General features: G+C 60.3%; 13 protein-coding genes. 3 read left to right on the forward strand and 10 right to left on the reverse strand.

The features are described from left to right. Positions 1-2: 2 nt before the first annotated feature. Complete coding sequence (locus tag K6U75_02180) at positions 3-191, forward strand: hypothetical protein (GenBank protein ID MCL6473852.1); 189 nt, start codon at positions 3-5, stop codon at positions 189-191. Positions 192-247: 56 nt separating this feature from the next. Then, entirely contained in the window at positions 248-469 is a 222-nt protein-coding gene (locus K6U75_02185) for an LPXTG cell wall anchor domain-containing protein (GenBank protein ID MCL6473853.1), read from the forward strand. Positions 470-567: 98 nt separating this feature from the next. On the opposite strand, the gene K6U75_02190 is transcribed toward K6U75_02185, so the two are convergent. The 8 genes from K6U75_02190 to K6U75_02225 all read right to left on the reverse strand — a co-directional run bounded on the left by K6U75_02190 (position 568) and on the right by K6U75_02225 (position 9,067). Continuing rightward, on the reverse strand, positions 568-2,010 hold the full coding sequence (locus K6U75_02190) for a Gfo/Idh/MocA family oxidoreductase (protein MCL6473854.1): 1,443 nt from the start codon (positions 2,008-2,010) through the stop codon (positions 568-570). Positions 2,011-2,157: 147 nt separating this feature from the next. Next, positions 2,158-2,361, reverse strand: coding sequence for a hypothetical protein (locus tag K6U75_02195; protein MCL6473855.1), 204 nt, complete (start codon positions 2,359-2,361; stop codon positions 2,158-2,160). Positions 2,362-2,376: 15 nt separating this feature from the next. Beyond that, the gene (locus K6U75_02200; GenBank protein ID MCL6473856.1) at positions 2,377-3,024 is read right to left on the reverse strand and encodes a hypothetical protein; all 648 of its coding nucleotides are present in this window, start codon (positions 3,022-3,024) and stop codon (positions 2,377-2,379) included. 409 nt (positions 3,025-3,433) lie between these two features. After that, positions 3,434-4,123 carry a polysaccharide deacetylase family protein gene (locus tag K6U75_02205; GenBank protein MCL6473857.1) on the reverse strand — a complete coding sequence of 230 codons (690 nt, stop codon included), beginning with the start codon at positions 4,121-4,123 and terminating at the stop codon, positions 3,434-3,436. Between the two features lies 1 nt (position 4,124). Beyond that, positions 4,125-5,222, reverse strand: coding sequence for a glycosyltransferase family 4 protein (locus tag K6U75_02210; protein MCL6473858.1), 1,098 nt, complete (start codon positions 5,220-5,222; stop codon positions 4,125-4,127). A gap of 80 nt (positions 5,223-5,302) precedes the next feature. Beyond that, positions 5,303-5,884 carry an HD-GYP domain-containing protein gene (locus K6U75_02215; protein MCL6473859.1) on the reverse strand — a complete coding sequence of 194 codons (582 nt, stop codon included), beginning with the start codon at positions 5,882-5,884 and terminating at the stop codon, positions 5,303-5,305. Beyond that, positions 5,877-7,319 carry an L-seryl-tRNA(Sec) selenium transferase gene (selA, locus tag K6U75_02220; protein MCL6473860.1) on the reverse strand — a complete coding sequence of 481 codons (1,443 nt, stop codon included), beginning with the start codon at positions 7,317-7,319 and terminating at the stop codon, positions 5,877-5,879. The genes K6U75_02215 and selA overlap by 8 nt, the downstream gene beginning before the upstream one ends. Before the next feature lie 8 nt (positions 7,320-7,327). Further along, positions 7,328-9,067, reverse strand: coding sequence for a DUF1957 domain-containing protein (locus K6U75_02225; GenBank protein MCL6473861.1), 1,740 nt, complete (start codon positions 9,065-9,067; stop codon positions 7,328-7,330). A 128-nt stretch (positions 9,068-9,195) separates the two neighbouring features. Here K6U75_02225 and pncA point away from each other — a divergent pair, with 128 nt between their 5' ends. After that, positions 9,196-9,780: a bifunctional nicotinamidase/pyrazinamidase gene (gene pncA, locus K6U75_02230; GenBank protein MCL6473862.1), complete on the forward strand. Its 585-nt coding sequence runs from the start codon at positions 9,196-9,198 to the stop codon at positions 9,778-9,780. Here the strand turns inward: pncA and K6U75_02235 are convergent, their stop codons facing one another. After that, the gene (locus K6U75_02235; GenBank protein ID MCL6473863.1) at positions 9,781-11,769 is read right to left on the reverse strand and encodes a sensor domain-containing diguanylate cyclase; all 1,989 of its coding nucleotides are present in this window, start codon (positions 11,767-11,769) and stop codon (positions 9,781-9,783) included. Continuing rightward, positions 11,766-12,683 carry a glutamate formimidoyltransferase gene (gene ftcD / locus K6U75_02240; GenBank protein ID MCL6473864.1) on the reverse strand — a complete coding sequence of 306 codons (918 nt, stop codon included), beginning with the start codon at positions 12,681-12,683 and terminating at the stop codon, positions 11,766-11,768. The genes K6U75_02235 and ftcD overlap by 4 nt, the downstream gene beginning before the upstream one ends. Positions 12,684-13,007: the final 324 nt, after the last annotated feature.

Raw genomic sequence — 13,007 nt, forward strand, 5'->3', positions numbered from 1 at the left:
CAATGAATCGCTGGCGCGCGGTGAAGCGCTGGGGACTGCTCGTAGCGGGCGTCGCCTGGGTTCTCACGATGGGCGTGGGCATCACTGCCTGCGGCAAGAAGGAGGACCCGCAAGCGGAAGGCTACTACGAGGGCCCCATGCTCCCTAAGAGCCAGAGAGGGGCACCAACCCCCGCTGGCGGTACAGAGTGAGCGAAAGGCACCCCGCCTCGGGCGGGGTGCTATCCTTTTGCAGGAGAGGATAACGGATGGCAGGTACAGGCGGTAAAAACATGATTATCCTGTTGCTGGTGGGCATTGTGCTGGTAGGTATCGCACTGCTGCTGCGTCATCGTGCGACGCGGGAAGAACCGCCCCCTCCGGGTTACTACACCGGTCCTATGTTGCCGAAGTCGCAACGGATGGGAGCCCCCGGTGGTGGAGGAGGCGCACCTCCTGCTCAAACCGGAGGCGGGCAAACAACGCCATAACGCACGGAACGACCCTTCGACCGTAGCCGCAGGCAGTGACTGTAAGAGCGCAGGCTAAAGCCTGCGGCTACCGATGACTTCACCCTATTCGCCGCGGCTCACACCTTCTCCGGCACCGCGTAGGGCTTGCGATACTGGCGCGTGAGGAGCCGGTTTGCCCGAGAGTCTCCCTTGCACGTGGCACGCTCGGCGTCGATGTGCAGCTCGCGCCCGAGGCGGTATTTGGTCTCCTTGAGCACGATGTTGTTCGCCGCGAGGTGTTCCTCGAAGCGGGCGAAAGTCTCGTACGCCTCTTTGTTGTCCCCGAAGGCTTTCTTCTCGGCGTCGAAGGGAACCAGCTCGCCCAACTGATAGGAGACGTTGCCCAGATGGCACAGCGCACTGGAGAGATGCCCCTCCAAAATATCGGCGTGCAGGTCGGTGTGCTTGCGGCTGCGCACGGCATCCAGGAAGTTGCGCATGTGGTCACCACCCGCGTTGAACTCCGTGACCTTGTTGCCGTCGTTGTCGAAGACAATCGCCTGACTGTAGCTGGGGATGACCATGATGCCCTTTTCGCCGTAGAAGATGTTGCCGACCTTGACCCCCTTCAGGTCCGGCGTCTCCAACCCTCGCACCTCGAAGATAAGCTGGCAATCGCCGTAGTCGCAGAAGACCAGCTCGGTGTTGGGTGTTTCGCCATCGTCCACATAGCCGAAGCGGCCGCCCAGTCCCAGTACCCTGTTCGGCAGGGTGTTCTTGTTCATCCCCCAGCGGGCGATGTCCATCTGGTGCACGCCCTGGTTGCCCAGGTCGCCGTTGCCGTAGTCCCAGAACCAGTGCCAGTCGTAGTGGAACCGCTGGCGCATCACCGGCTTCCTGGGCGCAGGACCCAGCCAGATGTCATAGTCCACTGTGGCGGGCGGCTCCTGCGGACCGGACACCTTGCCGATGGAATCGCGCCGCTTGTAGCACAGACCGCGTGCCAGGGTTATCCTGCCCAGGTTGCCCTCGTGCAGGTACTGTATCGCCTGGCGAATGCCCTCTGAGGAGCGAATCTGCGTGCCCACCTGACAGATACGCCCCAGCTGACGGGCGATTTCCACTGTACGGCGGCCTTCCCACACGTTGTGGCTGGAAGGCTTCTCCACATATACGTCCTTACCCGCCATCATCGCCCAGATGGCTGCCAGCGCATGCCAGTGGTTGGGCGTGGCGATGGTCACCACGTCCACATCCTTGTCTTCCAGCAGCTTGCGGATGTCCTGGTAGGTTTTGGGCTTAGGTCTGCCCGCGTCCTCCACGATTTTCAACCCCACGGGCCACACCGCCTCGTCCACGTCGCACAGTGCGACAAGGTCTACATCGGGTTGCGCCAGAAGCTGGCGGATGTGGCTCTTGCCCTGTCCGTTGAAGCCGATGACCGCCGCGCCGATGCGGTCGTTGGGGCTGGCTTGCTTGCGTGCCACCTTCACCGAAGCGAGCACCGGCGCAGGCGACGCCGTCACCGCCAGCAACGCCAGCGAGTCCTTTAGGAAACGTCGTCTGGATAGCTTTTGCATCGTTTACCCCTCCTCTTTTCGCTTTCTCGGTAAGGTCAGGTTTTCCCTTTCAGCGGACGGAAAAACCCAGAGTACGTACGGGAGCGCAGCCTCCCCTTGATGTTTGCAGGGGCTGCGCTCCGCCAGCAGCTGCTCCACAGGGATTACTTATCGGCTCGTGGTTCCGGGCACCTCACCCGGCGGGTGCCCCAGCTCGCCTTCGCGGTAGGCTTCCTCTTCCGCCTGCCTGCGGATGGTCTCGGTTTGCACCTGTGCCCTGTGCTGGGTGTACGTCCATAGTCCCCCGATGATAACCACTAATGCCGCCACGATAATCACTACCCACAGCACAGGATTCTGCTGGTTACGCATCGCCGCCTCTCCTTACTACTGTCCCAGACACTCGACGCGCGTGCGGTCGTTCGCCATCAAGCGGTTCATGTAGGCGTTGGACACGCAGGCACGTCCATCGGGGTCGCTCTCGTCCACCCATACGTTTACGGGGTTGAGAGTGGCAACAACACGTAGCCACTTCGCGTGCCCGTCCACGAAGATGTAGTTGGAGCCCCGGTTATGCACACTGCAGTCCATGTTGGTCACCATGTTGCGAATGTCGGGGCACGTGCCGAACGCTTCCACAATTGCCACGACGTTCGCCGGCGCCGAGAACCTGGCGAGTGTTTTACCGCGCCCGTCCCAGTTCGCGTAGCAGCTGGTGGTGGAAGCCAGGTTCCAGATGATATTGGTGGCTACCGCGTAGAAGTTGACGGCATAGGTGTTGCGAAGGTTCTCCCAGCTGCCTCCGGGCGCGGTTTCAGCGGTTGGGTTGCCGCTGGCGTCAAAGGGATAGTAGCCTCTGTCCGGGCGAGAGGGGCAACGCAGGATACCGTAGTTCTTCATGTATGGCGCGAGCAGGTCGTACCATCCTGCATAGGGTGCACCGCAGTCCCAGTTGTTGGCGTAGTCGGTTCGTCCTCCCCAGCAGAGGTAACGCCCCGGCGAGGGGTTGGGTCCAGAGTAGTTGTGGTTGCACACTTTGGCGGGGGTGGTACGCTCATCGTAGTCCTGTCGTTTAAGATGTCAAAGAATTCGCTCATGCCAACATTATGCGTCGCTCTTATTGACAGACTTCCATCTGTATCCTTAACCGCATAACCCCTACCCACTACCTATTATAATCACCATGCCAGAATTGTCAACGGTTTATTCGAGGTGCTCGATAAATCTGCCCGACACCTCGGGGAGGATGATGGCTCGCCCGGCTGTGAAACGCTTCTCCGCGCGCGGGGAGGTTGGGTGGGGGATCGACTCACCAGGGGGTTCGCCCTCCACCAACTCAGGCTAAAGCCTGCGGCTACATTCTGTGCATTTTCGAACACCCGCGCGGTTTCCGGAGGTGGCCGAACGCATGGGCACAAGCACGTCGAAGCCTGTCTATGCCTGTCTATCGCGTGCGCCGCCATGCCCGCCACAAGCGGTACAGCAACCCGGTTGCGCCGTCACTGTAGGCAATGTGCACCCGCGGCAGGGTGAGAGGGTTGTCCTGAGGCTTCACCAGCCCTTTGCGCACGGTACACGCCGCCTGGTACCCCGCTTCTCGCACCATCTGCGTGACGGCATCGTTCCAGTCACCGTAGGGGTAGCAAAAGCTGAGCACCGGCGCGCCGGTCAGCTCTTCGAGTTCGTGGCGGCATTGTTCGATTTCGTGACGGGCATCCTCAGGGGGCAGGCGGGTCAGGTAAGAATGCGTGAGGGTGTGCCCGCCCACTTCCCATCCCGCCCGATGCAGCGCCAGCAGCTGCTCGCGGCTCATCACGCGATGGCGGTAGTCGTCCGTCCAGTCGGTTTCCCCGCCCAGCCGCCGGCTGACGGCAAACACCGTGCCCACCCATCCGTGCCTTCTTAAAATCGGTGCTGCATGTTCGTACACGCCAAGCAGGGCATCGTCAAAGGTGAACACCGCCGCGCGGCGCGGCAGCTGCCGGTGATGAAGATGTTCTGCCAGCTCTCGCAGTGGCATCACTCGAAAGCGCAGCCGCTGCAGCATCTGGCACTGTTTTGCCAGCCCCTGTGGGGAGACATTCAGGTGGCGACCTTTCTCGCCCACGTTGTGGTACATCAGGATGGCAATCATCTCAGGCAATCAGGGCACGGGCGTAGACGGATTCGATGTGCTGCACCATCTGCTCGGGGTTATAGTATCGGCACACCAGAGTGCGTGCTGTCTCCCCAAGGCGGACTCGCAGCTCGGCACTAGCGAGCAGTTCGTCGAGAGCATGCGCCAGCGAGGCGGCAGTGAGATCCACGAGGATGCCGGTCTCCCCATCCCGTACCAGCTCGGGCAACCCGCCGACACGGGTGGCGATGACCGGTTTGCCCAGCGCCATCGCCTCCAGCGCCGCCAGCCCAAAAGTCTCAGAGCGAGAAGGCATCACCACCACATCCACTGCCTGCATCAGCCGGGCGACATCGGTGCGCAGTCCGGTGAAGATAACGTGACGATGCACCCCCAGCCTCGTCGCTCGCTGCTGCGTCTGGTGAGCGAAGGCACTCTCTGCGATGCCAACGAACAGCACATAAGCGTCGGGATGCAATCGCAGTACCTGAGGGAGTGCCTCCAGTAACAGGTCCTGCCCTTTGATAGGGGTCACTTTGGCAAAAACTCCAATGAGCTTACTGTTCAATGGCAGTCCGAATTCACTCCGAACCTCCCTGGGTGCATCTGCGTTCACACCATCCAAAGAGACGAAATCGGTGGCGTTGTAGACGGTTTGTATCACGCTGGCGGGTACGCCGTATTCGATAAGCCAGCGTCGCACCGCATCTGAAACGGCAATGAGCGGGTTGCCCATGCGCGACAGCCAGCGATAGGCAGGGTCGCAAGTGAACACATGAACCGTAGAGACCACCGGCTTACGGGTGAGCAAGCCCAGTAGCAGACCGTAGTAGGCGGCACGGGTGAGGTGGGTGTGGATGATATCCATGCGCTGTTCGCGCACCACACGCGCCAGACGCCACAGGGTCATCGCTGCGCCCGCGCCACGCATGGGCAGCGGCAGAGTGTTTACGCCTGCGCGCTGCAGTTCTTCAGGAAGCCAGTTGTGCGGTGGACAAACGGTAACCACAAGGTGTCCTTGCTGCTGGAGCATCCGTGAGAGGAGCACAAGGTGTCTCTCAGCACCCGAGGTCGCCGAGCTGGAAACCATCTGCAAAATGCGCCACTTCTTAGACAAGCCAGGCACCTTCATGGCTGGGTTGGCATCTGCTGTATTATATACTGCCCATCTGTTCACAAGCAACCTGCAGACATCTTTCAGTCGCACATCAGGTCGCACACCTGCAGGAACGCTTCCACCACCCGCGGGTCAAATTGCGTGCCTGCGCAACGCTGGATCTCCGCTTTCGCCTCTTCCACGCCCAGAGGTTCCTTCCACGGCGCCCCATGCGTCAGGATGTCGTATACCTCCGCCACCGCGATGATGCGGGCGCCCAGAGGTATCTGCTCACCAGCCAGGCCGTCCGGGTAGCCGCTACCGTCCCAGCGTTCGTGATGGTGTTTGATGAGCGGCAGGGTTGGCTTCAACGCCTGCACTGCGCCCAGTATCTCCAGAGCAAGGGTGGCGTGCTGGCGCATGATTTGAATCTCCTCTTCGCTCAGCCTGCCCAGCTTACCCAGAATGCTGTCTGAAATCGCCACCTTGCCGATATCATGCAGTTCTGCTGCACGACGGAGTACCAGCAGTTCCTCGTCACTCATGCCCAGCTTCTCGCCAGTGGCCACCGCCAGTACGGCAACCCGTGCGCTGTGCAGGTCAGCGCCTTTTTCGCGCATCGCCGCCACACGCACCAGCGCTTTAACGGTATCGTTAATCGCCCGATGGACCGCATCATGCATGGCTCATCTTCCCTCCTTTACACTGCACCACAGCGCGCTCTACCGCCCGAATCAGCGTATCCAGTTCATCGTCCAGCAGGGTGCGGGGGTCTATAAGCACTTCCTCCTGTTCGATACGGACGAAGACGGCGGGTTCCTGCCAGCGCAGGGCGTGCGCCAGCTGCGACGCACTTATCTCTGGTGAACACAGGCACACCAGCACCGTGCGCAGCTGCTGTCCGGGCAGGCTACCACCACCCACTGCGGACATCCCCTCGCGCAGGCGAACGGTTACCGTTCCTGGTGGCAGGATAGCCTGCAACCTTCGCTTCAGCCTGTTCGCCCGCCGCCTGACCTCTTCCACAGACATCGCCAGCGTGCGCAGCACAGGAATCTCGCGCAGCGCGTCAGCAGGGTTCAGATACAGACGCAGAGTGGCTTCCAGCGCGGCAAGAGTCAGTTTGTCCACACGCAGGGCACGGTGCAGCGGGTGCTTGCGAATGCGCTGTATGATTTGTTGCTTGCCCAGAATGATGCCCGCCTGCGGCCCACCCAGCAGCTTGTCGCCACTGCAGGTTATGACATCGCACCCCGCCTGCACGCTTTCCTGCAGAGTAGGTTCATGTTCCAGCCCGAACTGCGCGGTGTCCACCAGGCATCCGCTGCCCACATCGTCCAGCACAGCCAGCCCGTGTCGGTGCGCCAGCGAAGCCAGCTCCTCGGCGGACACCTCCTCGGTGAAGCCTACGATACGGAAGTTGCTGGGGTGACAGCGCAACAGCAGGGCGGTATTTGGGGTAATCGCCTGTTCATAGTCCAGCAGGCGTGTTCGGTTGGTCGTGCCCACCTCCACCAGCTTTGCCCCACTCTGCGCGATGATGTCGGGCATCCGAAACGCTCCCCCGATTTCTACCAGCTGCCCGCGCGAGATAATCACCTCTCTTCCCTGCGCCAGCACGGTGACTGCCAGCAACACCGCTCCTGCGTTATTATTGACGACGGTGGCGTCTTCTGCTCCGGTTAAACGGCACAACAGGTCGCGCACATGCTCGATGCGGTCGCCGCGCTCGCCGGTGTCGCGGTCGATCTCCAGCATCGAGTGCCCCTGCGCCACCTCGGTGACCGCCTGCCGGGCAGATTGCGCCAGCACAGCCCGACCCAATCCGGTGTGCAAAACCACCCCCGTGGCGTTGATGACACGGCGCAGGGTGGGTGTGCGCCAGCGTTCCACTGCCTGCAGTACCTCGCTTACGATAGAGGGCAGGTCGGTTACGACTGCCGAGCCTTTCTGGAGATGCTCACGCAGTCGGCTTAATACCTCTCGCGTACAGTCCACGACCAGCTGCCGTCCATGTGCGGCTATTGCCTCCTGTATCCTCCCGTCCTGCAGCACGCGCGATACCGCGGGCAGCTGGCGCAAAGCAGCGGAGCTATCTCCCGTGCGTGTCGTCTCCATACCTCGTCTTACTCGTGCGGCGGGAACTCCAGTTGTGCCCACCATTTGGGCTCGATGTCTGGAAAGATATTGTCGCGTTCTTCTGCCTCACCCAGCGCGCCCCACTCTTCGGGGGTAGGCTCTTCGCCACGCGCCACTCGCTCCAGCAGGTTCACCAGCATCTGGAAGCGGTCGGCGTGCCACTGTGCGCGCAGTTCGGCGTAGTCCCGCGCCGACCAGGTGCTGATGAGAAACTGCCAGTCGGAGGACTGCAGGAGCAACAGCTCTCTGGCAATTTGTTTCAGGATGGTCTGCACTTTGGGATTATCACCATACTGGCGCGCCAGACGCACCATCTCCCGCTCGGCAGGATAGATACGCTTCCATGTCCACTCTGTCCACTCGTTCAGCCACACCCAGTGGTAGCCACCTTCTCCCCAAGAGCCTTCGGGCAGCTGCACCACCGTTTGCGGCGGATGAAGATGCAGGTACTTACCACAGGTGATGGGCTGGATTTCGGGGTGTGTCTCCATTCCCCTGCGCACCCAGTACAGCCATTCGGGACCTTCAAACCACCAGTGTCCATACAGCTCGGTATCATACATGGCGGTGATGATGCCGCTGTTACCGGTGGACTGCACGTGTTCGCTGAGCACTTCATGGGCAAGATCGACGAAGTGTTTGGCGTGTTCCTGAATGCGCTCGAACGCCTTCGCCAGCTCGTAAGGCTGTTTTTTGCCCAGGTCATCCTTCGGACGGGAGATGCGCCAGTAGCGCAAGCCGCCCGGTGGCTGCTTTTTGTGGAACTCCAGATAATACTCGTCGCCGGGATAGCCCGAATCGGCACTCCACACCTGCACGCCGGTGCGAGGGTCTCTGGTGAAAACGGCGACCGGAGGCTTAGGTTCACCGGAGGAGTTCACCAGGTACACGTAATAGGGCGATTTCTCCGTATCCTCGGCACGGTACTGCACGCTGAACTGCTCCCACAGTTCACGCAGGGGTTTGAACCGTTCGGCATACACACCTATCGCTTCGCCGCCTTTGAGAAGGTGCGAGTCGATGAAGAAGTATTCGATGCCATTCTCCGCCAGAATCTCCTCGACACCTTTGCGCAGCCAGGGCTCCGAAGGCTTGCCTTCGAAATCCACCGGGTAGTTCCAGCGATAGCGGGGGCGATAGGCGCACTCCGGCAGCCAGAAGCCCCGCGGCGCCCTTCCGAACAGCCGCTTGTAGGTCTGCACGCCCTGCTTGATTTGCGCCTGCACCGCCTCATCGGTACCCAGCAGCGGCAAATAGCCGTGCGTGGCGGCGCTGGTCAAAATCTCGATGTGCCCTGCGTCCTGCAGGTCACGGAATGCCCCAATGATGTCAGAGCGGTACCTTTCCCGAAAATCGGTTAAAGTTTTGGTGAAAAACTGATGCCAGTACTGCGCCAGCGCCGCCATGCCCAGCTTCTTCTCGCTGAGAAACTCCTTGCGGTTGACCTCGGCAGCGGCAATTTTATCCTTGAGCCAGGCTTCGAACTCGGCGGCGAAAGCGGGCTGCACCAGCTGCTCTGCCAGCACAGGAGTAATACCGACGGTGAACTGCGGTGAGATGCCCTCTTTAATCAGCCGGTAGCAGGTATTCAACAGGGGTATATAGGTCTCCGCGGCACTCTCGGAGAGCCAGTCCATGCCGTGTGGACTGCGCCCGTGTGCCAGCACGTACGGAATATGTGAATGCAGCACAAAAGCAAAATAACCAAGTGGTTTTGCGTTTTCCAAAGTTTTCCAGCCTCCTTGCGTGTAGCCTGTGGTAGCTGTTAGCATAGCAGTTTTAGCAAGTGGATGTCAACTTGACAGAGTTGCACACAACAACGGGAGTATGACACAATGATACGGGAGGTGAGAATATGGCGGATACCGCTTTGCTGATAGTGGACGTACAAAACGACTTCTGCCCGGGAGGCGCGTTACCCGTGCCCGAGGGCGACAAAGTGGTGCCTGTACTGAACAGCGCCATCGAACGGTTCCAACAAGCGGGTGCTCCTGTCATCGCCTCGCGCGACTGGCATCCCGAAAAGAGCACACACTTCGCGGCGTACGGTGGACAGTGGCCAGTACACTGCGTGCAAAACACGCGGGGAGCGGCGTTTCACCCTGACCTGCATCTGCCGGAGGATGCCATCATCGTGTCTAAAGGAATGGGCGAGAACGAAGACGCTTACTCCGCCTTTGACGCGCGAACGGCGGATGGCACGCCGCTGGAAGACCTGTTGCGAGCGAAGGGCATTAAGCGGCTGGTGGTCGGGGGATTGGCAACCGATTACTGCGTGCGCGCCTCGGTACTGGATGCACTGCAGCGTGGGTTCGACGCGCTGGTTCTGAAGGACGCGGTGCGTGGCGTGGACGTGCAGCCGGGCGACAGCGAGAAAGCACTTCAGGAGATGCAAAGCAAAGGCGCGAGGCTGGTGAGCCTGGAGGAGGTCTTGCTGTAATCAGGCAGCGGGAGGCAGCAGCTCCACCCGGTTTCTGCCTCGCTGTTTCGCCAGATACAGTGCCTGATCGGCGGCGGCAAGCAGGGTGCTCTTATCGGTGCCATGGGTGGGGTATTCTGCTACTCCCGCGCTGAAAGTTACATGGAGAATGGACGAACCGTCTACGGTCTGGAAGGGATGCCTTTCTATCACTTCGCGCAACCGTTGCGCTACCGAAGTTGCCTGCGCCAGCGCGGCCTCAGGCAAAATCACCAAAAACTCTTCGCCTCCATACCGGAAGACCAGCTCGGTCTCACGCAGGTTTTCCACCAGCAATCGGCTGACCCCCTGAAGCACAAGGTCTCCCGTCGCGTGTCCCCAGGTGTCGTTGATTTGCTTGAAATGGTCTACGTCTGCCAGTATCAGGCTGAAACGTCTGTGATATCGTTGACTGCGGCTGATCTCCTCCTCCAGCCGAATGTCCATGTATCTGCGGTTGAACAGCCCGGTCAAACCATCCGTCAGCGCCAGTAGCCCTACCGAGCGGGTAAGCCGTGACATCTCGATGACCTGCGCAAAGTGGTTGGCAGCAGATACAAGCTGCTCCAGGTGATGCTCACGGAAATAACCCGGCGTGGTGTGTGCTGCCAGCAACACGGCTTCCGCCTGTCCACGCACCATCAGGGGTGCTCCGATCAGGCTGGCGAACACCCTTCTGGAAGCATATCCAATCAGCCTCGGTTCTGACGAGGTGTGCGGCAGATAGAGGGGTTGGGCTCGGCGAGCAATCCATCCCGCTATCCCCTCGTTCGCCTCCGGCGGCTGTTCCTCCATCAGGCGAATGGGTTCCCCTACCGAAGCAACCACCTGAAGAGTGCCTGTATCTGGATTGCGAAGATAGAGGGTGACGAATGGTGCGGATAGCAGGTCTGCCACCACAGACGTGAACTTTTTCGCGGCATCTTCTGTCGATGAGGAAACGGCAGACAGCCTGCCTATCTCGTAGAGAGCGCTCAGGGTCCGGTTTTCCTGCTGTAAGGTGCGCAGGTAGTGGGCGGTGCGAATGGCAAGGCACACGGTGTTTCGCATCTGTTGAAGGCGTTCCCGAACAAGGGCTTCATCGTTCACATCCTGCCAGCCGAAAAGCGCAATCGCTCCGACGAGCCCCTGCTCGTCATGCAGCACAGAGGTCAGCGTGTTCTCACCAAGCGACTGCACGGCGTGGTTGAGCCGCTCTCCCACATCCGACGGAGATAGTCTGGTCACCTGCGCGGAAGGAGAAAGAGCCACACTGGACAGCATGTCCTGCCTCGTGGTAGCGTGAGCCAGGCGCAAAGAAGATGTGTATTCGTCGAAAAGCCACAGCGCGCCCTCCGGCGCACCGGTGGCATCTCGCAGGATAAACAGTATTTGACGCGCAAAGTCGTCGAGCTCTTTCGTGGTGACGGCGGTTTGAAGGACTTGCAGGCGCGCACGGTCCAGCTGGTGCCGTGCCATCTGCTGCCGATGGGCGCCAACCAGTTCCTGATACTGATACCTCAGCTGGCGGTGTGCCTCCCGCTCCTGCTCCCATTGCTCGCGCAACGCATCGGGTAAAGGCAGCATCAGGTCGCTCTCTTCTTCATATGCGGTTCGTTCCGCCAGAGTGAATCCAAGATACAGCCACAGCATCCCAAACAGCACTGCCCACCACACAAAGAGGTTGTCCGCCCGCCAGGCATAGATGAAAGGAGCCGGGATCAAGAGAAAAGCCAACGAACGCGCGTAACCCCGGTGCACGGCGATGACCCAGGCGCTGAGCGGTAACCACATGGGGGAATAGACCTGCAGGACAGACGCCGCCACAACATCCAGAAATGCTGCCAGCCTGCTTTGCGGCTTCACCGCCACAAGCAGCAATACCCCTCCTGCCACGCCAGTAAAGAGCTGTTGCGCAGGCGTGGCATACCAGCTCGACGCCAGTACCGCCAGCGCGAGCATCAAACGCACAGCCAGTTGAGAGATGTTCATGGGTTCCATTCAGGGTCCAGCCAGAGGTCCAGAATATGCTCCTCGTTGAGCGCAGGGTTCTGCAGGCAGTGAGCTGCCACTCCGGCGATTGCAGACGCCGGTGCAACGCCTATCAGCTCCGTTTCCATGACCCGCGCACCTTGCTCGTCTGCCAGCCTCCGTACATAATCCAGCACCCACCATAACGGGCTCTGTTCAGGCTGTGTGAGATTCAACGATACCTGCGCAACGCCTCGCGAAGCGAGAAACAACCCCAGTGCCCGCACTCCCGCCAGCTGGGGAATGCGCTCACGTTCATGGCGGATGGTGCGTGCGATGTGCTGTGCTACCTCTACACGGTCGGTGTTGAGGTTAATGTTGAACGCAATCAGAGGTCCGCGCGCGCCCACGATTGCCGCTCCCGCTGTGGGGTGCAGGAACGCGGGACCTGCATCCGGTGCACGGTCGCCGGTCAGCGCGCGCCCTGCCCATCTTTCGAACCCCCCGCGACGGATGGTCGGCAGGTCCGCAGGTCTGCCGGGCAATGCGGCGTGTTCGTAGAAATACACCGGTACCTGCAGGTCGTTTGCAATGCGGTATCCCGTTTCACGGGCGATGTGCGCACAGTCCGACATCGGCACGTTTCGGAGTGGGATAAAGGGCATCACGTCTATCGCACCGATGCGGGGGTGCACCCCCTGATGAGAACGCAGGTCGATACGCTCTACGGCTACCTGTGCACAGCGAAAAGCGGCTTCTGCGACTGCGTCTGGCTCGCCCAAAAAGGTCAGCACCGTGCGATGATGGTCGGGGTCTGCCGATACATTCACCAGCCGAACGCCGGGCACTTCACGTACCGCCTGTGTCAGCGCATGGATGGTATCACCGTTGCGCCCTTCGCTGAAATTGGGCACACATTCGATCACCCGTCGCATAGGTGTGAGAACTCTCCTCTGCTAAGATATTCGGTGAAAACAGCCAGATTCATGATAACCGATGTCGCTCGTGCCTCGTCTGTAAAAGTGAAAAACCGCGACCGGCAAAGTGCGGAAAAACAACTTTTTTAGCAGAATCACCGGCAAACTTCTTGACGTTTGCGCAAGGTCGTGGTATAGTAGTAGTGAACTCGGTAAGGCATTTCCACCGCGAAAGCGGTGAATGCATATCGGGGCACTCTCTGAGAAGAACAGAGGATCGCCTGAGGCGATAGGGAGGCGTGCGCTGGAGGTAACCCTGGAGGCTCCGCGAAGCGAACTCCC

The organism is Bacillota bacterium (assembly GCA_023511455.1).
Taxonomy (GTDB): domain Bacteria; phylum Armatimonadota; class HRBIN16; order HRBIN16; family HRBIN16; genus HRBIN16.

What these genes read in the sequence shown, in the direction of transcription:
- K6U75_02180 (MCL6473852.1), top strand. Translation starts at nt 3, where the DNA reads ATGAATCGCTGGCGCGCGGTGAAGCGCTGGGGACTGCTCGTAGCGGGC.
- K6U75_02185 (MCL6473853.1), top strand. Translation starts at nt 248, where the DNA reads ATGGCAGGTACAGGCGGTAAAAACATGATTATCCTGTTGCTGGTGGGC.
- K6U75_02190 (MCL6473854.1), bottom strand. Translation starts at nt 2,010, where the DNA reads ATGCAAAAGCTATCCAGACGACGTTTCCTAAAGGACTCGCTGGCGTTG.
- K6U75_02195 (MCL6473855.1), bottom strand. Translation starts at nt 2,361, where the DNA reads ATGCGTAACCAGCAGAATCCTGTGCTGTGGGTAGTGATTATCGTGGCG.
- K6U75_02205 (MCL6473857.1), bottom strand. Translation starts at nt 4,123, where the DNA reads ATGATTGCCATCCTGATGTACCACAACGTGGGCGAGAAAGGTCGCCAC.
- K6U75_02215 (MCL6473859.1), bottom strand. Translation starts at nt 5,884, where the DNA reads ATGCATGATGCGGTCCATCGGGCGATTAACGATACCGTTAAAGCGCTG.
- selA (MCL6473860.1), bottom strand. Translation starts at nt 7,319, where the DNA reads ATGGAGACGACACGCACGGGAGATAGCTCCGCTGCTTTGCGCCAGCTG.
- pncA (MCL6473862.1), top strand. Translation starts at nt 9,196, where the DNA reads ATGGCGGATACCGCTTTGCTGATAGTGGACGTACAAAACGACTTCTGC.
- K6U75_02235 (MCL6473863.1), bottom strand. Translation starts at nt 11,769, where the DNA reads ATGAACATCTCTCAACTGGCTGTGCGTTTGATGCTCGCGCTGGCGGTA.
- ftcD (MCL6473864.1), bottom strand. Translation starts at nt 12,683, where the DNA reads ATGCGACGGGTGATCGAATGTGTGCCCAATTTCAGCGAAGGGCGCAAC.